Annotated in this window: 22 protein-coding genes; 7 read left to right on the forward strand and 15 right to left on the reverse strand. The window is 58.4% G+C overall.

What is annotated here, in order from left to right; translation table 11 throughout:
- Positions 1–21: 21 nt before the first annotated feature.
- From EI290_RS14770 to EI290_RS14795, 6 genes are all read right to left on the reverse strand, one after another.
- The gene (locus EI290_RS14770) at positions 22–1,446 is read right to left on the reverse strand and encodes a Glu/Leu/Phe/Val family dehydrogenase (RefSeq protein WP_125431965.1); all 1,425 of its coding nucleotides are present in this window, start codon (positions 1,444–1,446) and stop codon (positions 22–24) included.
- 342 nt (positions 1,447–1,788) lie between these two features.
- A complete protein-coding gene (locus EI290_RS14775; RefSeq protein ID WP_125431967.1) occupies positions 1,789–3,576 on the reverse strand; it encodes an acyl-CoA dehydrogenase family protein in 1,788 nt (595 codons plus the stop codon).
- Positions 3,577–3,956: 380 nt separating this feature from the next.
- The gene (locus EI290_RS14780; protein WP_125419172.1) at positions 3,957–5,135 is read right to left on the reverse strand and encodes an acetyl-CoA C-acyltransferase; all 1,179 of its coding nucleotides are present in this window, start codon (positions 5,133–5,135) and stop codon (positions 3,957–3,959) included.
- A 181-nt stretch (positions 5,136–5,316) separates the two neighbouring features.
- Positions 5,317–7,725 carry a 3-hydroxyacyl-CoA dehydrogenase/enoyl-CoA hydratase family protein gene (locus tag EI290_RS14785; RefSeq protein ID WP_125431969.1) on the reverse strand — a complete coding sequence of 803 codons (2,409 nt, stop codon included), beginning with the start codon at positions 7,723–7,725 and terminating at the stop codon, positions 5,317–5,319.
- 153 nt (positions 7,726–7,878) lie between these two features.
- Complete coding sequence (locus tag EI290_RS14790; protein WP_125431971.1) at positions 7,879–8,355, reverse strand: MarR family winged helix-turn-helix transcriptional regulator; 477 nt, start codon at positions 8,353–8,355, stop codon at positions 7,879–7,881.
- Positions 8,356–8,623: 268 nt separating this feature from the next.
- Positions 8,624–10,405 carry an AMP-dependent synthetase/ligase gene (locus EI290_RS14795; RefSeq protein WP_125431973.1) on the reverse strand — a complete coding sequence of 594 codons (1,782 nt, stop codon included), beginning with the start codon at positions 10,403–10,405 and terminating at the stop codon, positions 8,624–8,626.
- Positions 10,406–10,611: 206 nt separating this feature from the next.
- On the opposite strand from EI290_RS14795, the gene EI290_RS14800 reads away from it, so the two are divergent.
- The 4 genes from EI290_RS14800 to EI290_RS14815 all read left to right on the forward strand — a co-directional run bounded on the left by EI290_RS14800 (position 10,612) and on the right by EI290_RS14815 (position 13,822).
- Positions 10,612–11,796, forward strand: a complete 1,185-nt coding sequence (locus tag EI290_RS14800) for a formimidoylglutamase (RefSeq protein ID WP_125431975.1) — start codon at positions 10,612–10,614, stop codon at positions 11,794–11,796.
- 141 nt (positions 11,797–11,937) lie between these two features.
- Positions 11,938–12,198: a cytochrome b5 domain-containing protein gene (locus tag EI290_RS14805; protein WP_246008970.1), complete on the forward strand. Its 261-nt coding sequence runs from the start codon at positions 11,938–11,940 to the stop codon at positions 12,196–12,198.
- A gap of 125 nt (positions 12,199–12,323) precedes the next feature.
- On the forward strand, positions 12,324–13,124 hold the full coding sequence (gene murQ / locus EI290_RS14810) for an N-acetylmuramic acid 6-phosphate etherase (protein WP_125431979.1): 801 nt from the start codon (positions 12,324–12,326) through the stop codon (positions 13,122–13,124).
- Between the two features lie 131 nt (positions 13,125–13,255).
- On the forward strand, positions 13,256–13,822 hold the full coding sequence (locus EI290_RS14815) for a hypothetical protein (protein ID WP_125431981.1): 567 nt from the start codon (positions 13,256–13,258) through the stop codon (positions 13,820–13,822).
- A gap of 59 nt (positions 13,823–13,881) precedes the next feature.
- Here the strand turns inward: EI290_RS14815 and EI290_RS14820 are convergent, their stop codons facing one another.
- From EI290_RS14820 to era, 4 genes are all read right to left on the reverse strand, one after another.
- Positions 13,882–14,118, reverse strand: a complete 237-nt coding sequence (locus EI290_RS14820) for a hypothetical protein (RefSeq protein WP_125431983.1) — start codon at positions 14,116–14,118, stop codon at positions 13,882–13,884.
- Positions 14,119–14,317: 199 nt separating this feature from the next.
- The gene (locus tag EI290_RS14825) at positions 14,318–14,554 is read right to left on the reverse strand and encodes a hypothetical protein (RefSeq protein WP_125431985.1); all 237 of its coding nucleotides are present in this window, start codon (positions 14,552–14,554) and stop codon (positions 14,318–14,320) included.
- 155 nt (positions 14,555–14,709) lie between these two features.
- Entirely contained in the window at positions 14,710–16,032 is a 1,323-nt protein-coding gene (gene der, locus EI290_RS14830) for a ribosome biogenesis GTPase Der (RefSeq protein WP_125431987.1), read from the reverse strand.
- Positions 16,033–16,293: 261 nt separating this feature from the next.
- Positions 16,294–17,193, reverse strand: coding sequence for a GTPase Era (gene era / locus EI290_RS14835; RefSeq protein WP_125431989.1), 900 nt, complete (start codon positions 17,191–17,193; stop codon positions 16,294–16,296).
- Between the two features lie 217 nt (positions 17,194–17,410).
- Here era and hemH point away from each other — a divergent pair, with 217 nt between their 5' ends.
- Positions 17,411–18,460: a ferrochelatase gene (gene hemH, locus EI290_RS14840; RefSeq protein WP_125431991.1), complete on the forward strand. Its 1,050-nt coding sequence runs from the start codon at positions 17,411–17,413 to the stop codon at positions 18,458–18,460.
- 98 nt (positions 18,461–18,558) lie between these two features.
- Here the strand turns inward: hemH and EI290_RS14845 are convergent, their stop codons facing one another.
- The 3 genes from EI290_RS14845 to EI290_RS14855 form a co-directional block, all read right to left on the reverse strand.
- Complete coding sequence (locus EI290_RS14845) at positions 18,559–19,041, reverse strand: PRC-barrel domain-containing protein (protein ID WP_125431993.1); 483 nt, start codon at positions 19,039–19,041, stop codon at positions 18,559–18,561.
- A 44-nt stretch (positions 19,042–19,085) separates the two neighbouring features.
- A complete protein-coding gene (locus EI290_RS14850) occupies positions 19,086–19,739 on the reverse strand; it encodes a hypothetical protein (RefSeq protein WP_125431995.1) in 654 nt (217 codons plus the stop codon).
- Positions 19,740–19,834: 95 nt separating this feature from the next.
- Positions 19,835–21,262 carry a B12-binding domain-containing radical SAM protein gene (locus EI290_RS14855; RefSeq protein ID WP_125431997.1) on the reverse strand — a complete coding sequence of 476 codons (1,428 nt, stop codon included), beginning with the start codon at positions 21,260–21,262 and terminating at the stop codon, positions 19,835–19,837.
- 164 nt (positions 21,263–21,426) lie between these two features.
- Here EI290_RS14855 and EI290_RS14860 point away from each other — a divergent pair, with 164 nt between their 5' ends.
- Both EI290_RS14860 and EI290_RS14865 read left to right on the forward strand, forming a co-directional pair.
- Positions 21,427–22,431: a DUF2157 domain-containing protein gene (locus tag EI290_RS14860; RefSeq protein ID WP_125431999.1), complete on the forward strand. Its 1,005-nt coding sequence runs from the start codon at positions 21,427–21,429 to the stop codon at positions 22,429–22,431.
- Positions 22,428–23,633: a hypothetical protein gene (locus EI290_RS14865; protein WP_125432001.1), complete on the forward strand. Its 1,206-nt coding sequence runs from the start codon at positions 22,428–22,430 to the stop codon at positions 23,631–23,633. The genes EI290_RS14860 and EI290_RS14865 overlap by 4 nt, the downstream gene beginning before the upstream one ends.
- 195 nt (positions 23,634–23,828) lie before the next feature.
- Here EI290_RS14865 and EI290_RS14870 read toward each other — a convergent pair whose 3' ends face one another.
- Entirely contained in the window at positions 23,829–24,971 is a 1,143-nt protein-coding gene (locus EI290_RS14870; RefSeq protein WP_125432003.1) for a cysteine desulfurase family protein, read from the reverse strand.
- A 176-nt stretch (positions 24,972–25,147) separates the two neighbouring features.
- Complete coding sequence (gene glmM / locus EI290_RS14875; RefSeq protein WP_125432005.1) at positions 25,148–26,536, reverse strand: phosphoglucosamine mutase; 1,389 nt, start codon at positions 26,534–26,536, stop codon at positions 25,148–25,150.
- Positions 26,537–26,572 lie beyond the last annotated feature (36 nt).

Here is a 26,572-nt window from a genome sequence, read left to right on the forward strand (position 1 = left end):
GCTTGCCAACACCTACATTTGTTACGGGAAAATACCCAGCGACTGGTAGCTGACACCTATCTTTTCGATGGCGCTGTAGAAGGCGGCGGTGCGCAGATCGGTGATGCCCTCCACGTCGTCCATCACCTTGCGGATGGACTGGTAAGCGGTAATCATGGTGTCTTCGAGGCCGGAATGCACGAGGTCGATTTCGTCGGCACCGTGCACGATGAGCTGGCGCTCTTGGGGGCTGATGGTTTTGCCGGTGGTGCGCTCAATGGTTTCCACCAGCCGGCGCATAGCCCCTTCCTCGGCCCGCTTGCCCATGCGCCCGAAGCGCACGTTTGATAGGTTTTTCAGCCACTCAAAGTACGATACCGTTACGCCGCCGGCGTTGAGGTAGAGGTCGGGCAGGATAATGACACCCTTTTCCAGCAGAATTTTCTCGGCGGCCTGGGTGGTGGGGCCGTTGGCGCCTTCGGCAATAATTTTGGCCTTGATACGGTCGGCGTTGCCTTCGTGAATCTGGTTTTCCAAGGCAGCCGGAATCAGCACGTCGCACTCCCGCTCCAGCAGGTCCAGCGACTCGGCCACGTCCTCGGCTCCGGCGAAGCCCAGCAGGGAACCGCCGTTCTGTCGGTGCCGGAAAACAGCTTCCACGTCCAGGCCGGTTTCCTTATAGATGCCACCTTCCCGCTCGGCAATGCCGATGATGAGGGCGCCGGCTTCCTGGCAGAACTTGGCCGCGTAGTAGCCCACGTTGCCCAGCCCCTGCACGATGATGCGCTTGCCGGCCACGCCGCTGCTCAGGCCCACTTTGGCCAGCATCGGCTCGTCCAATAGCAACTCGCGCAGGCCATAGAACACGCCCAGGCCCGTGGCCTCGGTCCGCCCCCGGATGCCCCCCTGCCCTACCGGCTTGCCGGTTACGCAGCCCAGGGCGTTGGTGTCGCCGTACTTGAAGGTCTGGTAGGTATCGGCAATCCAGGCCATTTCGCGGCTGCCGGTGCCGTAGTCGGGGGCTGGCACGTCCATGCCGGGGCCGATGAGATTCTTTTTAATCAGCTCCGTGGCATAGCGCCGCGTCACGCGCTCCAGGATGTTGACGGGCGTAGTGCGCGGGTTGATTTTCACGCCACCTTTCGCGCCGCCGAACGGCACATCCACCAAGGCACACTTGAAGGTCATCAGGGTTGCCAGGGCCATTACCTCCTCCTCATCCACGTACACACTGTAGCGGATGCCGCCCTTGCTAGGCAGCTTGTGGTGGCTGTGCTGCACCCGGATGCCCTCGAACACCTGCACGTGGCCGTCCACTTCCACCGGGAAGTTGACCTTGTAGATGCTATTGCAGGCCCGGATCTGGGCGATGATGCCGGGGTCGAGCTTGGAGAAGCTGGCTGCGTGGTCGTAAAACCGCAGCACGCTCTCGTAAAAGTCTTTACCCTGTACCTGTTCGTTGGCCATAGGTGTATAGAGTTGAAGGTGGGAGATGTACCTGCAAACGGCAGCCCGGCCTTTGGCGTTGTGCCCGCCGTGTTTTTGAAACCTGAACGGGGTAGAGACGCAATACCTTGCGTCTCGTCGTTGGACGACTGGAGGCCTACATTTCTAACAACATCAGCAACAGCGAGACGCGAAGTGTCGCGTCTCTACACCGTTCAATGCCCTCGGCTCGAAAACGCAGCAAGCCGCCCCCGAACCGGGAGCGGCTTGCGGTTTCTCAGGTTTTTCACGGCGTGCAGAAAGCGCCTGCCAGCACCGCCTGCAACATCCGCGAAATCCGATGAATCCGGCTAAATCCGTGATTTAGTAGGCGTACTCGTTGGCGGCAATCAGCTTGTCGGCTATGCGGCGACGAGCTTCCTTGGCGTTGTAGAGGTCCGACTTAGTGAAGCGCTTCAGGCCCATGGCCAGCAGGCGCTGCTCGTCGCCTTCGGTCATGGTGCCGATGGCGTCTTTGCCGAACTTGTTCACCTGGTCCACGGTGTCGTAGAGGTACACGCGGGCAATGTCGATTTGCGTCGAAACGGCCTCTTCGCCTTTAGCGGCGGCTTCCTTCTCCACGCGCAGCAGGGTGCTTTCAGCGGTGTACACCTTGATAGCCATATCAGCAATGTTCATTAGTACTTCCTGCTCTTTGGCGAGCGAGTTCATGTACTTCTGCACGGCCGTACCGGCTACCATCAGGATGGCCTTCTTCAGCTTCTGAATGGTTTTCTTCTCGGCGGCGAACAGACCGGTTTCTTCTTCCAGGTTGAAGTCCGGAATAGCCATCAGCTCCTGCTGCACGGCCTGGGCAGGGCCCATCAGGTCCAGCTCGCCTTTTAGACCCTTTTTCAGGATCATGTCCACGAGCAGCATGCGGTTGATTTCGTTGGTGCCCTCGAAGATGCGGTTGATACGCGAGTCCCGGTAAGCGCGGTCCATCGGGTAGTCGGCTGAGAAGCCGTAGCCACCGTAGATCTGCACGCCTTCGTCCACCACGTAATCAAGCACTTCCGAGCCTTCCACTTTCAGCAGAGCGCACTCCACGGCAAACTCGCGGGCGGCACCCAGCAGGGCCTCGTTGTGGCTCTGGCCTTTGCTGAGCAGCTCCTGCTCCATGCGGTAGATGTCCATGCCGGCGCGGTAAATAGCCGATTCCACGGCGTAGATCCGCACGGCCTGCTGGGCCAGCTTGTACTTGATAGCGCCGAACTTGCTGATGGGCAGCTTGAACTGCACCCGCTCGTTGGCGTACTTCACGCTCAGCGTGGAAGCCATTTTGGTAGCACCCAGGCAAGCGGCAGCCAGCTTGATGCGGCCGATGTTCAGGATGTTGAAGGCAATGAGGTGGCCTTTGCCAATCTCGCCCAGCACCGCCGATTTCGGCACTTTCACGTCGGAGAGGAACACCTGGCGGGTCGAGGAACCCTTAATGCCCATCTTGTGCTCCTCGTTGCCGAGGCTCAGGCCGGGCGTGTTTTTCTCCACAATGAAGCCGGTGAACTTGTCACCGTCCACCTGGGCAAACACGATAAATACGTCGGCGAAACCACCGTTGGTAATCCACATTTTCTGGCCGTTGAGCACGTAATGCTCGCCGTCCTCGGTGGGCATGGCTTTGGTTTTGGCGCCCAGGGCGTCGGAACCGGAGCCAGGCTCAGTGAGGCAGTAGGCGCCCATCAGCTCGCCGGAGGTCAGGCCGGGCAGGTACTTGGCTTTCTGCTCCTCGTTGCCGAAGTACAGAATGGGCAGCATGGCAATACCCGTGTGGGCCGCGAAGGCTACCGGGAACGAGTGGCCACCGCCCACACCCTCCGTCACGCGCAGCGACGTGGGGAAGTCCATGTCCAACCCGCCGTACTGCTCGGGAATGCTCACGCCGAACAAACCCAGCTCGCCGGCCTTTTCCATCAGGCTGCGCATGAGGCCTTCCTCGTGGTTATCGAGGCGCTCCAGCAGCGGCGTCACCTCCTTCTCCACGAAGTCGAGAGCGGTCTGGTGCATCATGTTCTGCTCCTCCGAAAAATCGGCGGGCGTGAATACGTCCTGGGCGTCGGTTTCCTTGATGATAAACTCGCCGCCTTTCACAAGTTGGTTGGTTACTTCCATGACCGGGTGAGGGTTGATGTGGGAAAATTCGAAGTCAAAAAGAAGAGAAACTACTCGGCTTACCTACTATTTACCGGCAAGTAAGCCCCGTTGTTTTGTCGTACCGAAAGATACAAAAATTTGTTATGCTTGCCGACTAGTTCACGAAAAGAAAACCCCGGATCAGCGGGGAAATCTTTGTCAACCATCTGTCATCCTGAGCGGAGCGAAGGACCTTGTCGCGTTGTAACGATTCGTTCTGGCGTGATAAGGTCCTTCGCTCCGCTCAGGATGACAAATCAGTCACAGAAACTTTAGCTTGTGCCGTGAGCGGCTGAGTTTTCCGTCCGAAGCTGGGCTTCGGGCCGCCCACGGCACAAGCTAAAGCGTATGCTACATTGCTACTTCAGCAACTCGTAGATGCCAGCTACGCCCTGGCCGCCGCCTACGCAGGCGGTTACCATGCCGTACTTCTGACCCCGGGCGCGCAGCTCGTGGAACAGCTGGATGCTGAGCTTGGCACCGGAGCAGCCCAGCGGGTGGCCGAGGGCAATAGCGCCGCCGTTCACGTTCACTTTGCTCTGGTCCATGTCCAGCTCGCGCATTACGGCGAGGCTCTGGGAGGCGAAGGCCTCGTTCAGCTCGAACAGGTCGATGTCCTGGAGCTTCATACCGGCCTGGCGCAGCGCCTTCGGCACGGCCTTGATGGGACCCATGCCCATGATGCGCGGATCGATACCTTCGGTGGCGTAGGTCACCATGCGGGCAATCGGCTCCAGGTTCAGCTCCTTCACCATGCGCTCCGACATCACAATGACGAAAGCAGCACCGTCGGAAGTCTGGGAGGAGTTACCGGCCGTTACCGAGCCGTTGGCGGCAAACACGGGGCGCAGCTTGCCCAGCGCCTCCATCGACGTATCAGCGCGGGGGCCTTCGTCGGTGTCCACCACGAACGAGCGGTTTTTCTTCTTGCCGGTGGCTTGGTCGAGGTAGGTTTCCTCCACTGTTACGGGCACAATCTGCTCTTTGAACTTGCCTTCCTGAATGGCTTTGATGGCCTTCTGGTGCGAGTTGTAGGCAAACTGGTCCTGGTCTTCGCGGGTGATGCCGTAGTCCTGAGCCACGGCTTCGGCGGTGAGGCCCATGCCGAGGTAATAGTCGGGGTGCTGCTGGGCGAGCTTGTAGTTGGGCACGGTTTTCCAGCCCACGGTAGGCACCAGGCTCATGCTTTCGGTACCACCGGCCACGATGCAGTCGGCCATACCAGCAGCAATTTTACCAGCGGCCATGGCAATGGTTTCCACGCCGGAGCCGCAGTAGCGGTTCACGATGAGGCCCGATACGTTCATCGGCAAAGCCAGCAACGAAATCAGGCGACCCATCTGCAGGCCCTGCTCGGCCTCCGGTACGGCGTTGCCCACAATCACGTCGTCGATGCGGGTGGGGTCCAGCTGGGGCACCGAGGCCACCAGGTGCTTGATGACGTCGGCGGCGAGGTCATCGGGGCGGGTGAAGCGGAAACCGCCACGGTTGGCCTTGCCAACGGCCGTACGGTAGCCGGCTACGATATATGCGTTCATGGTGTTGAGTCTTAGAGAAGGTGGAGAAGTTGAGGTGGGCTAGCTCCCCTCCTTGGAAAGGAGGGGTTGGGGGTGGTTGATGGCTGGTAGAACAGTATTTAGAACTAGCTCTAGTATTGTTCTGACGTCATTCAACCACCCCTAGCCCCTCCTTTCCAAGGAGGGGAACTAGTTTTTAGCTCTAGTTTCTCAATGGTTTGCCGGTCGTCAGAATCGACTGAATCCGTTCCAGCGTTTTCCGCTCGCCGGTGAGGCTGAGGAAGGCTTCGCGCTCCAGGTCCAGCAAGTACTGCTCCGATACTTCGGTGGGGCTGCTCAGGTCGCCGCCGCACATGATGTAGGCCAGCTTGTTGGCAATCTTCACGTCGTGGTCGGAGATGTAGCGGCCTTCCTTCATGGCGTGTACGCCGGTCAGGAACATGCCCAGGGCGCCTTTGCCCTGCACCTTGATGTTGGTTTTCTGCACGGGCTGGGTGTAGCCATCCTCGGCCAGCTCAATGGCGGCGGCTTTGGCCTGGGCCAGTACGCGGTTGGAGTTAACCACCACTTCGTCGCCGCGGCGCAGGAAGCCCAGGTCGAAGGCTTCGTGGGCCGAGGTAGAGACCTTAGCGGTGCTCACCGTCATGAAGGCGTTGCGCAGCAGGTTGTACTCTGGCTCGCCTTCCTCGTACTTGAGGGCGGTGCGCAGGGTCATTTCCTTGGTGCCGCCGCCGCCCGGAATCAGGCCCACGCCGAATTCCACGAGGCCCATGTAGGTTTCGGCCGCCGCTACCACCCGGTCGCAGTGCAGGTTCAGCTCGCAGCCGCCGCCCAGAGCCAGGCCGTGGGGCGCGCCTACCACCGGAATGCTGCTGTAGCGCATCCGCATCATGGCCTGCTGGAACTGGGCAATCATCAGGTTCAGCTCGTCGTACTCCTGATCCAGCGCAAACATGTACACCAGGCCCAGGTTGGCGCCGGCTGAGAAGTTCGGCGCGTCGTTGCCCACTACGAGGCCGCGGAAGTCCTTTTCAGCCAGCTCCACGCCTTTCAGCAGGCCCTGGATGACGTCGGAACCCAGCGCGTTCATTTTCGAGTGGAACTCCACGTTCAGGATACCGTCGCCCATGTCGAGCACCGAGGCCCCGGCATTTTTCCACAGCACTTTGCCCGTGGCGCGCAGGTTATCCAGAATAATGAAGTTCTCCATGCCCGGAATGGTCTGGTAGCTCTTCGACTCGATGTCGTAGAACTGCTTCACGCCCGCTTCGCTCACTTTGTAGAAGGCGGTGTGGCCGGCGGCTACCATTTCCTCTACCCATGGCGCTACGGTTTTGCCTTCGGCCTTGGCCAGCTCCAGGGCCTTCTGCACGCCCAGGGCATCCCAGGTTTCGAAGGGGCCCAGGTCCCAGCCGAAGCCGGCACGCAGGGCGTCGTCAATCTTGTAGAGCGAGTCGGTGATTTCCGGAATCCGGTTGCTCACGTAGGCAAACAGGCCGGCGAAGGTCTTGCGGTAGAAGTCCCCGGCCTTGTCTTTGCCGGCGGCCAGCACCTTGAAGCGGTCCGCCAGCTTTTCAATCGGCTTGGTGGCTTCCAGAGTGGCAAACTTCACCTTCTGGCTGGGCTTGTATTCCAGCGTGTTCAGGTCGAGGGCCTGGATTTCCGACTTGCCGCCGGCGCCCTTCACTTTCTTGTAGAAGCCCTGAGCGGTTTTGTCGCCCAGCCACTTGTTCTCGGCCATCTTCTTGATGAAGTCGGGCAGTTGGAACACGTGCTTGGCTTCGTCGTTGGGCAGGTTCTGGGCGAGGCCGTTGGCCACATTGATCATCGTATCCAAACCCACCACGTCGGAAGTGCGGAACGTGGCCGACTTGGCGTGGCCGATAACCGGGCCGGTCAGCTTGTCCACTTCCTCCACCGTCAAACCCAGCTCGCTCATCACCTGCACCACGTCCATGATGGCGAATACGCCCACGCGGTTGGCAATGAAAGCCGGAGTATCCTTGGCCAGTACGGTGGTTTTGCCCAAGTACAGGTCGCCGTAGTGCATCAGGAAATCCACCACCGACTTGTCGGTTTCCGGCGTCGGGATGATTTCGAGCAGCTTCAGGTAGCGGGGCGGGTTGAAGAAGTGCGTGCCGCAGAAGTGCTTGCGGAAGTCGTCAGAGCGGCCTTCCGTCATCATGTGAATCGGAATACCGGAGGTGTTCGAGGTGATGAGCGTGCCGGGCTTGCGGAACTGCTCTACGCGCTCAAACAGGCTCTTTTTGATGTCGAGACGTTCCACTACCACCTCAATCGTCCAGTCGCAGCCGGCAATGTCCTTGAGGTTATCATCAAAGTTACCGGTCTTGATGCGGCTCACATCCTGCTTGCGGTACAGCGGCGAGGGGTTGGCCGCCACGGCCGCCTGCAAGGAGCTGTTCACGATGCGGTTCTTCACGGCCGGGTTGTCCAGCTTCAGGCCTTTGGCCTCTTCGGCGGGCAGCAGCTCCTTGGGCGCAATGTCGAGCAGCAGCACCTGCACACCGATGTTGGCGAAATGGCACGCAATGCGCGAGCCCATCACCCCGGAGCCTAGTACGGCTACTTTTTTGATGGTACGGTTCATTCTTGGGGAGGAATGAGGTGGGAAAATGAGTTATTAGTTATCAGTTACCAGTTGCTGGCCATAAGCCTTAACTAGTCGTCATGCCGAGTTCTTGGGCAAACAGGTGGCCCTCTTACCAGAAGGTCAGCCCATAAAAAACTCCGGGCCGCCCGGCTAGGCCGGCGACTCGGAGCGCAGGGGTTTCAGCTTAAAATCGTCGAAAAGCGTTTTGCTCTCAATCATGCCGGTAATCTGGCTGACAACCTTAAAAAACACGTTCAACTCGTTCTGCGGGATTTTCTCGCGCACTTTCAGGTTGAAGTGGCGCACCGTTTGGCGGGAAACCTCTTTTTTCTTTAGGCCTTCTTCGGTCAGGAAGATGCGCACTGAGCGTTTGTCCTGAGTGTCGGCCTGTTTATAGATAAGGCCCTTTTCCTCCATGCTGCGCAGAATGCGCGTCAGGGAGCGGGTTTCCAGACCCAGCAAGGGAGCTATTTTAGTAGCCGGGGTGCCGTTTTCCTGGTCGATGTTCAGTAGCACGAACCCAATGCTCGTGGTGATGTCGTGCTTGGCGGCCTGCGTATTGTACATGCGCGAAATGGCATGCCAGGCAACTTTGATATTATAATCGACGGTTTCTTCGGGAGTCATGGAGAGGTACTGCAAGTCCGGTAAACATACAGAAAACTGTTATGCTTGCATACTATGTTGCCCAAAAAAAGTTTTGGCTTCCTCTCGCACCTTAGCTGAAACCGGTCGGCTGCCAATGGTACCCTTGCCTATGCCAACCCGTCCGGACTCAACTGTGGCTCCTGGCTGCGGCATCTGACCGTTTGCCTGTTGGCACCGGTATGTGGACGGTTGTGGAGTTCAGAAAAAAAGAGGCTCTACTGCTGGTGTAGTAGAGCCTCTTTTGGTATTAGCGCTGGCCGTCCTGATGATAAAGACCCTCGATGATATCCTTATTATTTTCAGTGATGACCTTGCGCTTCACCTTCATGGTAGGGGTCATTTCGCCGGTTTCCACGGTCCAGAGACTGGGAAGCAACGCAATTTTCTTGACCTGCTCCCACTGCGCAAAGCCGTTGTTATACTTGTGCACGAGGTCTTCGTACATCTTTACCACTTTCTCATTTTTCACCAGGTCCTCGTTGGAGCAGTTGCAGTCGACGCCATTGCGCTTGCACCAGCCTTTCAGGTCGTCGAAGGAAGGGATAACCAGCGCGGAAGGGAATTTTTGCCCGTCGCCAACCACCATGCACTGCTCCACCAGCGGCGACTCCTTCAGCTTGCCTTCGATAACCTGCGGGGCAATGTATTTGCCGCCGGAGGTCTTGAACATTTCCTTTTTACGGTCGGTGATTTTGAGGAAGCGGCCATCCACCAACTCCCCAATGTCGCCGGTATGAAACCAGCCTTCTTCGTCAAATTCCTTGGCCGTTAGTTCAGGCTTATTGTAGTATCCCTTCATCACCGATTCCGATTTGGTGAGGATTTCGCCATCAGCGGCAATTTTCACCTCGGTGTTGTCAATAATGGGGCCCACGGTGCCAATCATGTTGTTTTCGGGCTCGTAGCCGCCCACGGCAATTACGGGGGACGTTTCGGTGAGGCCGTAGCCCTCCATTACGCGGATACCGCCGGCCCAGAATACCCGCGCCAGCCGGGGCTGCAACGCCCCGCCACCGCTCACGATGCAGCGCAGGTTGCCGCCCAGGGCCTCCCGCCATTTACTGAAAATGAGCTTGTTGGCCATGGCCAGCTGGGTGTTATAGAAAAAGCCGTGGTCTTTCTGGTTGTCGTACTTGAGGCCCAGGTCCAGGGCCCAGAAAAACAGACTTTTCTTGACGCCGGTCTGCTCGTGGCCCTTAGCAACGATTTTATCATACACCTTCTCCAGCAGCCGCGGTACGGTGGTGAAGATTTCAGGCTTTACCTCGCGCAGGTTGTCGGCAATGGTTTCCATACTCTCGGCGTAATAGATGCTTACACCGTTGATGAGGTAGAGGTGGGTAACCATGCGCTCAAAAATGTGGCAGAGCGGCAGGAAGCTCAGGGCCTTGTCTTCTTTGGACACGGGCACGAAGCGCTGGGAATTGCGGCAGTTGCTGAGCAGGTTGTTGTGGGTAAGCATTACGCCCTTGGGCTGCCCGGTAGTACCCGAGGTATAAATCAGCGTGAGCAGGTCGTCGGGCTGCACGGCGGCTTTCAGGGGCTCCAGGTCGGCGGGGCTGCCTTTCTTGCCTAGCTCCAGCAGCTCATCGAAATGACGGGCTCCTTCCACCTTATCGAAGGTGAAGACGTTTGCGGCCGGAATATTCAACCCCTGCGTCGCTTCCTGTACTTTATCGAACAGCTTCTTATCCGACACAAATACGGCCTTTACGCCGGCATCCTGGAAGATGTACTTATAATCCTCCACCGTGATGCTGGGGTACATGGGCACACTGGTGGCTCCCAGCTGGGCAATACCAAAATCGGCGAACATCCACTCCGGACGGTTCATGGCAATAATAGCCACCTTGTCGTCCTTGCCAATGCCGAGGCTGCGCAGTCCCAGGCTTACCTGGTTGACCTTCTCGACAACGGCATCGGTGCTGATGGGCGTGTATCGGCCGTCGAGTTTGGCAGCGAAACAGTCGGGCTTATTGTACTTCTGCTGCAGGTGAGGCAGAATGTCGAACGTACGACGAATATCCATGTGAAACGGGGGCACTTGGTGGGATAGGGAACCAGAGAGAAAGGGCATTGCCACTCCTGATACGGGCAAACAAAAAGACCGACAGCGGGAACGGCAGCTTAAATAACTATTTTTTTCGCGGGAAAGCGCTATCCGGGAATTAAATGAGGGTAGGGCCATGGCAGGGTTTTGCGTAGCTTTGTCGGAGTACGCACCCGCCGCGCACGATGAATCTGGCCATCTTTTTTGACCCGCTCACCGAGGAGCTGGTTTCTTCCGCATCCGCTTCTACTACGCTGGCAAGCTACGTTACGCCCTTCCTGGATACATTTCCGGATTGGCGAGCAGCCGATTTGGCGCTTATCGGGCTGGATGAATGGAGAGGCAGCGCCGCGGGCCCGCCGGCTCAACACGGTGCCGATGCCGTGCGCACCTGCCTGTATCAGCTGCAGAAGGGCTCGGGGCCTTGCCGGCTGGTGGATTTGGGCAACCTGCGGCCTGGCCTCACGCTGGAAGACACCTACCAGCGCCTGCGCGAAATTATTGCGGCCCTGCTGGAGCACAACACCGTACCACTGCTGCTGGGAGGCTCACACGACCTTGACTACGGGCAGTTTCTGGCCTACGAAACGCTGGAACGACCTATCAGTTTTGCGGCAATTGATGCCCGCGTGGACATGGCCGAGCCGGATAGCGCTACGCCTGAGGACAGCCACCTGCGCCGGATGCTGCTGCACGAGCCCAGCTTTCTGTTCAATTTCGCTCAACTGGCGCATCAGCAGTATCTAGTAGCCCCCGATGTGCTGACGGCCCTGGAAAAGCTGCATTTTGAAACGCTGCGGGTAGGCCAAGTGCGTGATGATATCCGGCAGGCCGAGCCTCTGCTGCGCCAGGCCGATTTTGTGAGCGTGGATATTACGGCCCTGCGCTGGAACGATGCACCCGGCTACTATCCAGCCAACCCGTTCGGGCTTACTAATGAGGAGGCCGCCAAACTGGCCTGGTACGCCGGCTGCAACGACCAGCTTTCCTCCTTCGGATTATACGGCTACCGCCCCGACTATGACACCCATGGGCTGGCGGCTATGGTGCTGGCCACTATGCTCTGGTATTTTGTGGAAGGCTACTACCACCGCCGCCGCGAAACCGATTTTCGCGGACCCAGCTTTATCCGGTACGCGGCGGGCCTGCACGGTCCGCCCGATTACAGCCCTTTGGATGAGTCCGCGGAGGAAGGACCTGACCGGATTGTGTTCTATAAGTCGCAACAGACGGACCGGTGGTGGATGGAAGTGGTAAACCTGGCGGGCAATGTGAAACGCATTGTACCCTGCAGCTACCAGGATTACCTGCACGCCGCCCAAGGCGACCTGCCGCACCGCTGGATTCTGACACAGGCGCTGCTGGGGTAAGAGTTGAGTTTCTGGTTGCTTGTTTCTGGTTTCTAGTTGATGTGTATGCAAACGCCGATTTCGCCTGCTGATTCCTTTGCGGAAGACGCCAAACCCGACGCTGCCAACGAAGGTGTAACGGAGGCGGCCTCCTCTGCTATTCTGCCTCAACCAGCCACTGGCAACCCGCAACCAGTAACGTATACCAGGGGCCAGCTGGCTTTGCGCAACGGGCAGGATCGGGACGAAATCTGGGTGGCCTACCGGGGGTTGGTGTATGATGTGAGCCGCTCCCGCCTCTGGAAGCGGGGCAACCACTACGAGCACTGGGCCGGCCAGGACCTCACCAAAGAGCTGGACCACGACGCTCCACACACCCCCAACGTATTCGATAAATTCCCGGTTATCGGCCGCCTGGCGTAAGTGAGTAATGAGGGATGAGAAACGGGAGGATCAGGCGGTAGCGGCAACGGTATCCGCACAATCTCCTTATCTCTTACTCCCACCACCTTCTCACCTCATTTCTCCACTCCCTCATTCCTATCTGCATGAGTACCACCGAAAGTCCTTCCGAATTCAACCACCTCGAAACCCTGTCCACCCGCGAGCTGCTGGCCGGCATTAATAGTGTTGATCAGACGGTACCCCGGGCCGTGGCCCAGGCGTTGCCCCAGATTGAGGCACTGGTGGAAGCTACTGTGGCGCGGTTGGGCAAGGGCGGGCGTTTGTTCTACATTGGGGCTGGCACCAGCGGGCGACTCGGTATTCTGGATGCCTCGGAGTGTCCGCCTACGTTTGGCGTGCCGCACGGCATCGTTATTGGCCTGATTGCCGGCGGCGACACCGCCATCCGGAAAGCAGTGGAAAATGCTGAGGACGATGCCGAGCAGGCCTGGCAAGACTTATCTGCTTACAACATCAACGCCAATGACATGGTGGTGGGTATTGCTGCCTCGGGCCGGACTCCCTACGTAATTGGGGGCCTGGAGCAAGCCCGGCGGCAAGGCATAGCCACCGGCTGCATTGTGTGCAACGCCGGCTCCCGGGTAGCGGCCGTAGCCGAATATCCGGTGGAGGTGGTAACGGGCCCAGAGTTTGTAACCGGCAGTACTCGCCTGAAGGCCGGCACCGCCCAAAAGCTTGTGCTCAATATGCTTACTACTGCCACCTTCATCCGGTTGGGGCGGGTGAAGGGCAACAAGATGGTGGACATGCAGCTCAGCAACGCCAAGCTGGTAGACCGGGGCGAGAAGATGCTGATGGATGAATTGGGCATTGCCCAACCCGAAGCGGCCGCATTGCTACGCCAGTACGGCTCGGTGCGGGCGGCGCTGGAGGCCAAACAGTAGTTGCAGGCCGGCTCAACGGGGCGCTGCAGCTACTTTTCGCCGGGCTTTGGAAACCCCGTTTGCATATTCACAGTTAGCCAAGAAAACAGCCAGCCCAGGCTCCGGTGTGGGCTTTTCTTTCCGTAACTGCTATGCATACCCTTGAGCCGCACTACGCCTGGCTGGAACAGTACCAGGCGTCCGAAGACCCTCGCTCCCCATTGTTTGAGGCCGAAAACAGCCTCGACACCTACACCAATACGATTTACGGCTACTACATTCATCCCCAATGGGACAGCCTCGACTCCGATACGCTGTACCTGAAAATCCTGTTTGTGGACTACGAGTTGGGCACGGCTGTTATTGAGTTTATCGGCGAGTGGAACGACGCCATCGAAAACGACATCATGCTGCTCAAGCGTAACATAGTGGATTTGATGACGCACGAGGGCATCCGCAAGTTTATTCTCATCGGCGAAAACGTATTCAATTTTCACGGCTCCGATGACTCATACTACGAGGAATGGTTTGAGGATGTAGAGGACGGCTGGATTGCCGCCGTAAACTTCCAGGACCACGTTATCCGTGAAATGCGCCAGTACAACCTGGATTCGTACGTCAATTTTGGGGGACAGCTGGATGAGCTTCCGTGGCGTACTTACCCGCCCCGCAAGCTAGTTGAAGTAGTAGATGGCCTGCTACAGCGCCGCCTGGGGTAAAACCGGCCTCCACCCCACCCCTTAGAAACGGGCTGCCCCTTCCGGGGCGGCCCGTTTTGCTAGCCGCCGGTTGGTGCGGCTTCCTGCCTGGTGCTGGTGGAGTCAGGAGAGGCTTCCATTTTGTCGCCTGCGGCCTCAACAGCGTCGCGGATTGAGTCGGCTGCCGCTTCCAACGCATCCGTTTTCAGATCGTCCGGCGTTCCAACCGGGCGGGCGGCCTCCTGAATATCCTTACTCCTCGTATTGCAGGAAGCTAAAGCCAGAAACGCAATAATCAGGAGCAGTGCTTTTTTCATGGTAGAGAGGGAATGGCAATAACAGCGGACCGCTTTGCAGGGCTACCATCCAATTTCATCAGGTGCTCCAGCTCAACGGGAAGGCAACTAAAGCCTTCCTGCTTCCTGCAAACTACGGCACCCGCCAGCGGGCGGACACAAAAAAGCCGGCCCTTCGTGCGAAGGGCCGGCTTCCTGGCGCGCCGAGTGGCGCGTCGACTTACTTGGCGTCGGTTGCGTCAGCAGCGTTTTCCATAGCGTCGGCTTTGGCTTCGGTCGAGTTTTCAACCGAGTCAGCACCAGCTTCGTTGCCAGCAGCTTCCATAGCGTCAGCCTTAGCTTCGCCAGCGTCTTCTACTTTCTCAGCCTGAGCTTCCTGAGCGTTTTCGGTTTTGCTGTCGCAAGAAGCGAAAGAGAACGAAGCAGCAGCCAGGGCGAGGAACAATACCTTTTTCATGATGGGGATGATTGAGAGAATGGAATTTCAAAAGACAATAACTGCCAGCCTGCGCCGACAATCAGGGCTTTATATCTGTTCAGCTAGAAGGTAACCCAGCGGCTAAAAAATATTTTCATCTTTTTTTCCGCGGGGCTGCCTACCATGGCGTTAGCCTATTTTTTGCGGAACACAATGCCAATGGGTACTCCGGTGAAGTTGAAGTTTTCCCGCAGGCGGTTTTCCAGGTAGCGGGTGTAGCTTTCCTTCACGTACTGGGGCAGGTTGCAGAAGAAAGCAAACACCGGATTGTGCGTGGGCAGCTGCGTGGCGTACTTGATGCGCACCATTTTGCCCTTCTGGATGGGCGGCGGGTACTTCTCAATTTCCTTCAGCATCACCTCATTCAACTCCGAGGTCGGAATTTTACGGCGCTTGTTCTCGTACACGTCGATGGCCGTCTCAATGGCTTTGTGTACGCGCTGCTTGTTGAGTACGGAAATAAAAATCACGGGTGGATAGGCAATAGGCGCAATCTTCTCCATGATTTTAGCCTCGAACTCCTTGGCCGTATTGGTTTCCTTGTTCTCAATCAGGTCCCACTTGTTCACCAGTATTACGATGCCCTTGCGGTTCTTATCGGCCAGGCCGATGATGTTCACGTCCTGGGCCTCAATGCCCCGGGTAGCGTCCAGCATTACCACGCAGATATCGGCTTCTTCCAGGGCCCGAATGGAGCGCAGCACGGAGTAAAACTCCACATCTTCGTGCACCTTGGTTTTACGGCGCAAACCGGCGGTATCCACCAGCATGAACTCCTTGCCAAAGGCGTTGTAGCGGGCCTGGATAGAGTCGCGGGTGGTACCGGCAATATCAGTCACAATGCTACGGTCAGTACCCAGCAGCAGGTTCACGAACGAGGACTTGCCCACGTTGGGGCGGCCCACCACGGCAATTTTGGGAATACCCAGGTCGGGCTCCTCTACGCCCTCGTCCTCGAAGTGGCTGATAACGGCATCCAGCAAATCACCGGTGCCCGAGCCGCTCTGGGAGCTGATGGGGTAAATTTCCCCGTCGCCAACGCCAAGTGTGTAAAACTCGCCGGCGGCGTGGGCGCGGGCGTTGGTGTCGGCCTTGTTGGCCACAATGTAAATGGGCTTTTTGCCCTGGTAGCGGCGCAGCACGTTGGCAAACTCCTCGTCGAGGTGGTGCACGCCGGCGTCCACGTCTACCATAAACAGCACCACGTCGGCCTCATCAATGGCCAGCTTTACCTGCTTGTTGATTTCGCCCTCAAAAATATCGTCGGAGTTGTGCACGTACCCGCCCGTATCGATGACGGTAAAGTACTTACCGGTCCAGTCGCCGTAGCCGTAGTGCCGGTCGCGGGTTACGCCGCTTTCGTTGTCCATGATGGCCTTGCGCTGGCCTACCAGGCGGTTAAACAGGGTGGATTTGCCCACGTTCGGGCGGCCCACAATAGCAATTGTATTCTTCATGCGTCTGACTCCAGCCGCCGGCCCGACCAATTTCGGCAGTGCCCGGAGTAGTTAAGTGAATGTGAGGTCGGAGGTATTTTTAGGGTAGGAGGGTGTGGGGGTGTGGAGGTAGGTGTTGTCATCCTGAACGGAGCGAAGGACCCTGTAAATGTTGAAGAAAGGACGTTATAACGGTTTGTTTTAACGTGGTAAGGCCTTCGCTCCACTCAGGATGACGACTCTTACCCCCCTACCCTCACACCCTCACACCCTCACACCCTCTCACTGACTGTACCCGAAGCGGTTGAGGGCTTTGGGATCGGTGCGCCAGTTTTCGTTGACTTTGACGTGAATTTCGAGGAACACTTTTTTCTGGAAGAACTTCTCCATTTCCTCCCGGGCCCAGGTGCCTACCTTCTTCAGGGCCGCACCCTGCTGCCCGATGATGATGCCTTTCTGGCTGGCGCGCTCCACGAAGATGATGGCGCGCATCCGGATAATATCATCATCTTCCTTGAACTCCTCAATGCCTACCTCGCAGCTGTAAGGCACCTCTTTTTTATAGAGCTTGAAGATTTTCTCCCGAATCATCTCGGCGGCAAAAAACCGCTCCGGCTTATCCGTTAGCTCATCTTTGGGGTAGTAAGGCGGATGTACGGGCAGGTAGCCCAGCACCAGATCCAGCAGCTCGCCGGTGCCAAACTTTTCCAAGGCCGAAATGGGCAGCACCCGGGCAGCATTAGGTAAATGGCTGCGCCAGTACTCCACTTTCGCTTCCACTTCGGCCTGGTCGGCCTGGTCTATTTTGTTTACCAGCAGCAGAATAGGCGTGTCCACCATCTTACGCAGGCGCTCTACCACCGGCTCCTCGTCGTGCTTCTCATAAATATCCGTTACAAACAGCACCACATCGGCATCTTCCAGGGAGGAGTACACAAACGACATCATGGCGTTGTGCAGCTCATATTTGGGCTGAATGATGCCAGGCGTGTCGGAGTATACCAGCTGAAAATCGTCGCCGTTGAGGATGCCCAGAATACGGTGGCGCGTGGTTTGGGCCTTGCTCGTGACGATGCTGAGCCGCTCACCCATCAGGGCGTTCATGAGCGTGGACTTGCCCACGTTGGGCTTGCCAATAATGCTCACGAAGCCGGCGCGGTGCGGAGTTGGTTCGGTATTCACTTCAGATTCTGGATTTTGGGCTGCAAAGGTACGGTTATTTTGGGCTGTTAGTGGTTAGCTGTCAGCTATTAGCTTTTTTTGCACGATGATTTAAGTCAAAAAGCCCGCCTGCCGGTTAATGCACCAACCAGTACATACCCCCAGTTGCTGACGTATCTGTCGCGCGGTTATCATCTCAGGCCAGTCGCTGACAGCTAACAGCTAGTAGTTAAATAAAATGCCTTCACCTTCAGCATCTTCCAAAGGCCGTATCGGCGTCCTGCTTGTGAACCTGGGTACCCCCGATTCGCCCAATACGCCCGATGTACGCCGCTACCTCAACGAGTTTCTCACCGATGCCCGGGTAATTGATATGCCGGCGGCAGTGCGCTACCCGCTGTTCCGGGGGCTGATTGTGCCGTTGCGGGCGCCTAAATCGGCAAAGGTGTACCAGCAGCTTTGGGATACGGAACGCGGCTCCCCCCTGCTCTACCACGGCCTGGATTTGCAGAAACTGGTGCAGGAAAAGCTGGGCAAGGAGTACCTGGTGGCTTTTGGTATGCGCTACCAGAACCCCAGCATTGAGAGTGCCCTCCAGGAACTGCGCGACGCGGCTGTGGACCGCATCATTGTGCTGCCGCTGTTTCCGCAGTACGCGGCGGCCAGCACCGGCTCGGTGCAGGAGAAGGTGATGGAGTTGGTGAGCAAGTGGTGGGTGGTACCCAGCATCAGCTTTATCAGCTCATTTGTGGATGACCCTGGCTTTATCAACAGCTTTGCCGCGCTGGGCAAGGCTGAGCTGGCCAAACGTAACTACGACCACATTGTGTTCAGCTACCACGGTATTCCGGAGCGCCACGTATTGAAGGGGAGCCACAAAGGCTACTGCAAGCTGGGCAGCTGCTGTAACAGCTACAACAAAAACAACCGCTACTGCTACCGCGCCCAGTGTTTTGAAACCTCACGCCAGTTGGGGGCCGCGCTGGGCCTCAGCCCCGAGCAGTACACTACTTGCTTCCAGAGCCGCCTGCAAAGCCGCCTGCGTGACCCCTGGCTGCAGCCATACACTGATGAGGCACTCAAAGAAATGCCCGCCAAAGGCATTAAGAACGTGCTGGCCTTCTCTCCCGCTTTTGTGGCCGACTGCCTGGAAACCACCATTGAAGTAGGCGAGGAGTTCAAAGAGATGTTTGAGGAAGCCGGCGGCCAGCACTGGCAGTTGGTACCCAGCCTAAACTCCTCCCCGCTGTGGGTAGAAGCCGTAACAGATATGATCCGGCAAAATTAGAATAGAGACCAGAGCGCAAGAGGCGGGGGCCATATGGCACATGCGTTGTTCAGGACAACCCGTGTGCCATATGGCCCCCGCCTCTTGCGCTCTGGTCTCTAGCGTAGCCGGCGCTGGTAAAACGTGGACGCATCGTACCCTGGCTGCCCATAGAAATCCGACCCGGCGGTATCGGCCAGGGGAAGGTTAAGGGCCCGCAGCATAGCTTCCTCGTACTGACGGGTAATCTGAATTTCGACGTAGGGCGGATACTCCAGTACCGATTGAGCCGTCAGGGAAGGCACAAACACATTATCGGCTTCTTCATCGAGGGCGGCTACCCCAATTGGCAGCAGAATGTGCCGGTCCCATTTATTGATGTTCAGGGCCTCATCCAGCTCAATATCCAGGTAGCGGACTTTCAGCGCTTCCACATCCACGATTAGCTCAAACACCTGTCCGAATTGTCGGCCATCGGCACCGCGCACGGGCCACCCCCTTACGTCGGGGTTGCCATCGGCTACTTCAAATTCGGTCAGGTCGCGCAGGCGGCGCAGGTGCATACCCTCGGCGGAGGGAATGGGGTCGGTAGTTGTTTCCATGAATTGATAGTCAGGGCTGAAGTATAGAGTCACCCCCACGAAAGTTATTGGGGAGGCTCATTCAGAGCTTTTACCAGTTGGGCGGCCGTGGTAAAGTAATCTTTTACCTGCTGCTGCTCCTGCGCAGTGCTGCTACGGCCACTCAGGTTGTCGGCCAAAGTGGTAAGCTGCTGGGCTGCGGGAGCCAGCTCCGGGTAGGCCTTTTGTTGAATGGCCTGCACAAGCAGGGCCGCAGCCACATACCCCGGCCGTAGGCTGGTCCCGGCTTCGCTGAGCCGGCTGGTGGCACTGGTCAGGTCGTCGCGGCGGCTCCGGATGGTGGCGTCGCGCAGGTCGTCGCGGTCCGCCAGATCTACCAGGGCCGAGGTAAGCAGACGCAGACCTTCCCGGCCGAATGTTGGCTGGCTGGCATCTCCCTGCGCAAAAGCCGTTAGCACCTCGGCCGTTACGGGGGTACTTTCTTCGGTGGCCATATCCCCTACCGCATCCACTGAGGGCCGAGGCCCGGTTTCGGCCCCGGTGGTGCTGTCGGGCGGGGCCGGAATGCCCGAGCCGGCCGGAGCGGGCACATCGGTGGGCGGAGCGGTTTCAGCCCGGAACAGGAAGTAAGCACCTATGCCCACCACAGCCAGCACCAGCAGCAGAATCAGCCAGGGGCTGGGAGTATTTTTCTTGCGTTGAATATTAATATCAGCCATACAAACCGGAAAAGGGTGCGTGTGCCTTACGCGCTCCGGCCAAAATATGATTCGATTCCGATATATCAGCTTCCCTTGCACTCCAAGCCAGGCACCTAGGGCAGCAAGGGAAGCGGAATAAAATCGGCGGGGGTGGCCTGTGGTAGTTGTCGGATGCCCTGCACTTTACTTAGAATTGCTTCCAACAACGGCCGCATGGAGTGTAGCTGCCGGGTTTTGATGATAAAATTCCACAGCGGCTCCAGTCGTTTCCAACCGCCGGCGTAGGCGAAATGCTTGAGCTGATGCTTCACCGAGCGGTGTGCCAGACTGGCCCTCGTGATATTGGACCAGGAGTAAAACTCCCGGTATGCCCAATCATACCCTTCCTTCAGTTGGGCAGCAGTAAGTCCCGGACCCGGCCGATGAACCACGGTACGGGTATCGTACTCGTTCCAGCGGCGGTGCAGCAGGCGCCCTTCAGCCTCTATCCGCCGGAAGTACTCGGTGCCAGGATAGGGGGTGGCAATATGAAAGGTAGCCGTGGTAATGCCCTGCTGCACGGCCCAGTCCACGGTGCGCTTAAACACATCCGGCCCATCGTCATCCAGCCCGAACACAAAGCTGCCATTTATCATAATGCCCAACCTATGCAGCCGCTCAATGGCCCGGGCGTAGTCTCTACCCAGGTTCTGGCGCTTATTGCTGGCTTTTAGGTTGGCCGTGCTCAGCGTTTCAAACCCTACAAACAAGCTGCGTAACCCTGCTTCAGCTGCTTTTTCCAGCAGGCCATTATCGCGCAGAATGCTGTCCACCGTGGCCGCACCCTGAAATAGCCGCCGCATCCCGCGCATTCCATCAAACAAGCTGGCCGCAAACCGTTGGTGGCCCAGCAGATGGTCATCGAGAAAGTATAAGTGCCGGCCGGGTAGCCGCTCAATTTCGGCCAAGGCCGCGTCCACGGGCTGGGTGTAGAACGTGTTGCCACCCTCGAAAAAGGCATCCTTATAGCAAAAGTCGCAGTGGTGAGGGCAACCGCGCGTAACTACAATGGAGTTGGGCACCAAGTACAGCTCCCGCTTAACCAGGTCGCGGCGGATGGGCGGCAGCCCCACCAGCGTGCGGCGGGCCGGAGCTACGTACCGGGCCCGGGGCCGCCGCTGCTGCCAGTCGCGCAGAAACTCCGGAAAGGTGTCTTCGCCTGGCCCCAGAAATATACTGTCGGCGAATTCCGCGGCCTCCTCGGGTAGGCTGGTTACGTGCAGGCCGCCCAGGCACACGTAGCAGCCCCGGGCCCGGTAATGGCGGGCCAGCGCGTAGGCCCGGAAGGCGTTGGTGATGTACACCTGAATAACAACCAGGTTGGGGGTATCATCGAGGTGAAGTGGCTCGACGTGCTCGTCCTGCAACTCAGCCTCCCAACTATCCGGCAGTAAAGCCGCCAGCGTGGCCAGTCCTAACGGCGGAAATAAGGAGTATTTGATGGGTCGCCAGTAGGGGTTAGTGGCTTCCGTGAGGGCCGGCAGAATGAATTTCACACGCATAGCAAAAAGGCATAAAGTGAATATGGCCGAAAGGAATACATTATACTTTGCAATTCAAAGTTCTTTTAAAAACATCACGCACTCCGGTCAATCTATTCGTTAGACTCTAGGCATAACTGTGCCCACGAATCCAGTATTTGCCGCTCCATTCTGCTGCCCCGCCTATGTTGCCCGAAGCCGTACTCACGGAACTGCTGGAACACCAGCTGCTGCCTCCCGCCCAGGCCGAGCGTATCCGCCAGGACGAAGCCACCCGGCCGTTTTCTTTGCACCGGGAGCTGCGCCTGCTGCTGTACCTGGGTATCGTGCTGCTCAGCGGTGGGCTGGGCGTACTCATCTACCAACACATCAACGAAATCGGGCACGGCGTGGTGGTGGCTGCCATTACCCTGCTGATGCTGGGCTGCTTCGGCTACGCAGCCCGGCACCGTCCACCCTTCACCTGGGCCGAAGCGCCCCGCGCGGGTTTCCTGCCCGATTACGCCCTGCTGCTGGGTTGCCTGCTGTTTATCACGCTCGAAACCTACTTGCAGGTGCAGTACAGCTTTTTCGGCACCCGCTATGGGTTGGTCACGCTGCTGCCGGCGGGGCTGTTTCTGGGGCTGGCGTATTGGTTCGACCACCGGGGCGTGCTGGCAATGGGCATTACGGCGCTGGCCTCGTGGGTGGGCGTCACCATTCAGCCTCTGTCGGCCTTCGCCACCAACAACTTCTGGCATTCCCGGCTCAGCACGGCCGCCATTGGGCTGGGCCTGGGGCTAATGGCCGCCGGCATAGCCTCGGAGCGGCTGGGCCGGAAGGCACATTTCGCCTTTACCTACCTGTCGTTGGGCAGCAACCTGCTGCTGCTAGCCGCCACGGCTACCCTGCTCGATTTCACTCCCGGGCCCGACAGCCTGCCGCCCGCCCTGCTGGTGCTGCTGATTCTGGGGGTATGCGCGGCGCTTATCTGGCACGCCCGCCGCACGCATTCCTACCTGTTCCTGCTCATGGGCGTGGGCTACGCCTACACGGCCGTGACTTATGTGGTGGTACGGTTTCTGGTGGCCACTGCCGACTATGGCCACGACGGCGGGGTGTTTATGCTGCTGTTTCTGTACGTGCCGCTGTCGGCGGTGGGCGTGATACTGTTTTTCGTGAATATCAAGAAGATCCTGGGCCTCCGATGAACCTCTACGCCTACAATCCTACCTGGCCCCGACACGAAGCCATTCAGGCCCAGGCCCGCCGCTGGCACAAACGGGGCCTGCTGACGCCCGAGCAGCTCGGAGCCATTGAAGCGGCGTTTCCGCTTGAGTTTTACCGCCCCCACCTGTTTCTACGAATCGGGTTGTTTCTGTTTACCACGCTGGGGGCGCTGTTTGCGGCCGGCTTCGCTGGGGTACTAGCGCAATTCCACTTTCTCGGCACGCTCCTTCCCGTGTTGCTTGTCGGCGGCGTAACGCTGGAGCTAGTCATTGCCGGCAAGCACCTCTACCATTCCGGGGCCGACAACGCCTTGCTCTACCTGGAGCTGCTGGGGCTGGTCGTACTAATTTTCGACCTCACCTTCGCGCATCTAAACGAGTACGGCTACGCCGACCACCTCGACCCTACGCCCGGCACCCTGCGGCTGGCGCTGGCCCTGCTCCTGACGCTGGCGGTGCTGGTGCTGGCCACACTGCGCTACGCCGACCGGCTGGTGGCCGCCGCAGCCTACCTCTGCGCGCTGCTGCTGTTCGCCAATGGGGTACTGATGCTGCCGCTCGGCACGCTGCTGCTGCCCTTCGCCCTGAGCGCCGCCTCAGCGGGTGCTCATGCGTGGGCAACGCGGCAGCTGGCGCGGCCCGAACGGCTGCCCTACCACCGGTGCCTGCGGGTACTACGGGCCCTCACCCTCGGCACGGCGTATCTAGCCGTCAACTACCTGGTTGTGCGCGAGGGCAACGCGGAGCTGCTGTCGAGCGGAAACTGGACCGGCCCCGCCCCGCAGATTCCGCGGGCGCCGCTGTTCTATGGGCTTACGGCCGGCATTCCGGTCTTTTATCTGGTGCAGGGCCTGCGCCGACCTGACCGGACCTGGCTGTGGCTGGGGTTGCTCACGGCGGCGTTTTCGGTGTATACGCTGCGCTACTACCGCAGCGTGCTGCCACCTGAAACGGCCGCCGTGCTGGCGGGTGTCCTGCTTGCGGGCGGGGCGGCGTGGGCCACCCGCTACCTGCGCCACTCCCGCCACGGCCTCACCTCCACCCCCGATGATGCCGAAGATCCGCAGCTCAACCTGGAATCCTTGATTGTGGCCGAAACCGCCCACGCTGCTCCGGCTCCGGCCGAAACATTCCAGTTTGGGGGCGGCTCCTCCGGGGGCGGCGGCGCCACCGGTGAGTATTAGGATTGAATTGGTCTGACACCACACGTAATCGAACAGCTCGATACAAGCATTCAATATAACCGTATGAAAAAGCCCCGGTGCACGAACCATGCACCGGGGCTTTTTTTATTGAAGCTGTTTAGAAAATCACAAGGGCGGCAGGCTCTATCCGGCGTCCGCTTGCCTCCTAAACAGGTTCACTATCGAAGAAGCTGGCTACGCCGGCACCCGGCGGTACATCTTGGCCAGTTGCTCCACGGCGTAGTCCACCTCCTCGGGGGTGTTGTACTTGCTCATGGAGAAGCGGATGGTGCCCCGGTTAGGGTCGGCATTCAGGGCATTGAGTACGTGGGAACCAGCGTTGGCCCCACTGGTACATGCCGAGCCGCCCGATACCGATACGTGGTTGATATCGAGGTTGAAGAGCAGCATTTCGTTCAGGTCGGAGGGCGGCAGGCTCACGCTCAGCACTGTGTATAGGCTATGGTCGGCGTCAGCAGAGGTGCCGTTGAACTCTACTCCGTCAATTTCAGCTCGCAGCTTCTCAATAAACCGGTCCTTTAGCCCCTGGATGTGCTGCTGGTGCGCGGCCATGTCGCGGTAGGCAATTTCCAAGGCCTTTGCCAGCCCCACGATGCCGTACACGTTTTCGGTGCCGGCCCGCTGGTTCCGCTCCTGGGAGCCGCCGTGAATGAGGGCGTCCACTGTTTGGCCCGAGCGGCGGTACAGAAAGCCCACGCCCTTCGGCCCGTGAAACTTGTGCGCCGAGCCTACCAGAAAATGCGCCTTCAGCTGCTGCACATCGTGGCGGTAGTGGCCCATTGTCTGCACTGTATCGGTATGAAACACGGCGTCATACCGGGCACAGATGTCCCCAATGGCCGCAATGTCGTTGAGGTTGCCCAACTCGTTGTTAGCGTGCATCAGGCTCACAAAGGTGCGCGGGTGAGTGGCCAGCAGCTCTTCCAGGTGCGCCAGATCCAGGCGGCCCTGAGCATCGTGGCGCAAGTAGCTCAGTGTCAGGTCGCCGCACTTTTCCAGGGCCTGCATGGTATGCAGCACCGCATGATGCTCCAGTTGCGAGGTAATGCCGTGCCTGAGGCCAAGAGTACGCACGCTCCCAAACGCCGCGTAGTTATCGGCCTCCGTCCCGCAGGAGGTGAATACAATTTCGGCGGGAGCCGCATTAATCAGGTGTGCAATGGTCTTGCGGGCGTTTTCGATGGCAGCGCGCACCTGGCGGCCGTGGCCGTGAATGCTGCTGGGGTTGCCGAAGTGGTTTTGCAGGAACGGCAACATAGCGTCCAGCACCTCGGGGTCCAGCGGTGTGGTAGCCGCATTATCGAAATACACGTTCATAAGCAAGACAAAAGCAGAGTGAAAACGCAGGAAAGGAAAACGCCCACAAAAATAGCAGTTTCTGCTGGGCTAAGCGGCCTGCTATACCCCTGCGAAACGAAAAGCGCCACCCACTTCCGACGAATAGTACCGGAGGCAGGTGGCGCTCTGCAGCCGCCCGGGCAGGCGGCTACCAGCTACTGGCTGATAATTTCCTTGATGTCGCCGATAATTTTATTGGCCAGGTGGTCGGCCGTGGCGTTGGAGTCCGACTCGGCGTAGATGCGGATGATGGGCTCGGTGTTGGATTTGCGCAGGTGCACCCACTCCTTATCAAACTCGATTTTCACCCCGTCGATGGTGTTTACCGGCTGCTTGGCGTAGCGCTTTTCCATTTCCACCAGCACTTGGTCGGTGTCAATTTCAGGGGTCAGCTCAATCTTGTTTTTAGAAATGAAGTAGCTTGGGTAAGAAGCCCGCAGGCGTGTCATGGTCAGGCCGGTTTTGGCCAGATGGCTCAGGAACAAAGCAATGCCCACCAAAGAGTCGCGGCCGTAGTGCAGCTCGGGGTAGATGATGCCCCCGTTGCCCTCGCCCCCGATAACGGCGTTTGTTTCCTTCATTTTGTTCACCACGTTCACCTCGCCCACGGCAGCGGCAGCGTACTGCCCGCCCTGCTTCTCAGTTACGTCACGCAGGGCCCGGGTGCTACTAAGGTTGCTCACGGTGTTGCCGCCCCCACTCTGCTGTAGCACGTAATCGGCCACGGCCACCAGCGTATACTCCTCCCCGAACATGGTACCGTCTTCGTTTACCAGAGCCAGGCGGTCCACATCGGGGTCTACCACAATACCCAGGTCGAAGGAACCCTTCTCCATGGTTTTGGCAATTTCGCGTAGGTTTTCGGGCAGCGGTTCAGGGTTATGGGCAAAGTCGCCGGTTGGCTCACAGAATAGCTTCTCAATCACCTCAACGCCCAATTGCTCGAGCAGCAGGGGCACGGCAAAGCCTCCGCAGGAGTTTACGGCATCCACCACTACCCGGAAGTTCTTGGCCTTGATGGCGGCTTTATCTACCAATGGCAATGCCAGAATAGCGTTGATATGCTCCTGCAGGAAAGTATCATCGGTGGAGTAGCTGCCCAGCTTGGTAACGGGGGCGAAATCGAAGGCTTCCGAATCGCCCAACGCCAGCACCTGCTTGCCGTCCGCGTCCGAAATAAACTCGCCTTTGCTGTTGAGCAGCTTCAGCGCATTCCACTGCTTGGGGTTGTGCGAAGCCGTCAGGATGATGCCGCCGCCCGCGTTTTTGGCCGGCACAGCCATTTCTACCGTAGGCGTGGTGCTCAGGCCCAGGTCGATAACATGAATCCCCAACCCCTGCAGCGTAGCCGCCACCAAGCGGCTCACCATGTCGCCGGAAAGGCGGGCGTCGCGGCCAATAACGATGGTATTGTTGTCGGTTTGCTGCAGAACCCAAGTCCCAAAGGCGGCCGCGTATTTTACCACGTCAATGGGCGTTAGTCCGTCGCCGGCCGCGCCCCCGATGGTTCCCCGGATGCCCGAAATAGATTTAATCAGTGCCACAGTATGTGTGCTATGTTGAAGTGCGAGAGTTAGAAG

The organism is Hymenobacter metallilatus (assembly GCF_003944705.1).
GTDB lineage: Bacteria > Bacteroidota > Bacteroidia > Cytophagales > Hymenobacteraceae > Hymenobacter > Hymenobacter metallilatus.

Bases quoted from the DNA above. Each gene is read 5' to 3' on its own strand.
- EI290_RS14790 (WP_125431971.1), bottom strand. From the start codon at position 8,355: ATGACTCCCGAAGAAACCGTCGATTATAATATCAAAGTTGCCTGGCAT.
- EI290_RS14800 (WP_125431975.1), top strand. From the start codon at position 10,612: ATGAATCTGGCCATCTTTTTTGACCCGCTCACCGAGGAGCTGGTTTCT.
- EI290_RS14820 (WP_125431983.1), bottom strand. From the start codon at position 14,118: ATGAAAAAAGCACTGCTCCTGATTATTGCGTTTCTGGCTTTAGCTTCC.
- EI290_RS14865 (WP_125432001.1), top strand. From the start codon at position 22,428: ATGAACCTCTACGCCTACAATCCTACCTGGCCCCGACACGAAGCCATT.
- EI290_RS14815 (WP_125431981.1), top strand. From the start codon at position 13,256: ATGCATACCCTTGAGCCGCACTACGCCTGGCTGGAACAGTACCAGGCG.
- EI290_RS14780 (WP_125419172.1), bottom strand. From the start codon at position 5,135: ATGAACGCATATATCGTAGCCGGCTACCGTACGGCCGTTGGCAAGGCC.
- EI290_RS14825 (WP_125431985.1), bottom strand. From the start codon at position 14,554: ATGAAAAAGGTATTGTTCCTCGCCCTGGCTGCTGCTTCGTTCTCTTTC.
- hemH (WP_125431991.1), top strand. From the start codon at position 17,411: ATGCCTTCACCTTCAGCATCTTCCAAAGGCCGTATCGGCGTCCTGCTT.
- EI290_RS14870 (WP_125432003.1), bottom strand. From the start codon at position 24,971: ATGAACGTGTATTTCGATAATGCGGCTACCACACCGCTGGACCCCGAG.
- murQ (WP_125431979.1), top strand. From the start codon at position 12,324: ATGAGTACCACCGAAAGTCCTTCCGAATTCAACCACCTCGAAACCCTG.
- EI290_RS14850 (WP_125431995.1), bottom strand. From the start codon at position 19,739: ATGGCTGATATTAATATTCAACGCAAGAAAAATACTCCCAGCCCCTGG.
- EI290_RS14845 (WP_125431993.1), bottom strand. From the start codon at position 19,041: ATGGAAACAACTACCGACCCCATTCCCTCCGCCGAGGGTATGCACCTG.
- EI290_RS14770 (WP_125431965.1), bottom strand. From the start codon at position 1,446: ATGGCCAACGAACAGGTACAGGGTAAAGACTTTTACGAGAGCGTGCTG.
- EI290_RS14775 (WP_125431967.1), bottom strand. From the start codon at position 3,576: ATGGAAGTAACCAACCAACTTGTGAAAGGCGGCGAGTTTATCATCAAG.
- EI290_RS14785 (WP_125431969.1), bottom strand. From the start codon at position 7,725: ATGAACCGTACCATCAAAAAAGTAGCCGTACTAGGCTCCGGGGTGATG.
- EI290_RS14795 (WP_125431973.1), bottom strand. From the start codon at position 10,405: ATGGATATTCGTCGTACGTTCGACATTCTGCCTCACCTGCAGCAGAAG.
- EI290_RS14855 (WP_125431997.1), bottom strand. From the start codon at position 21,262: ATGCGTGTGAAATTCATTCTGCCGGCCCTCACGGAAGCCACTAACCCC.
- EI290_RS14860 (WP_125431999.1), top strand. From the start codon at position 21,427: ATGTTGCCCGAAGCCGTACTCACGGAACTGCTGGAACACCAGCTGCTG.
- der (WP_125431987.1), bottom strand. From the start codon at position 16,032: ATGAAGAATACAATTGCTATTGTGGGCCGCCCGAACGTGGGCAAATCC.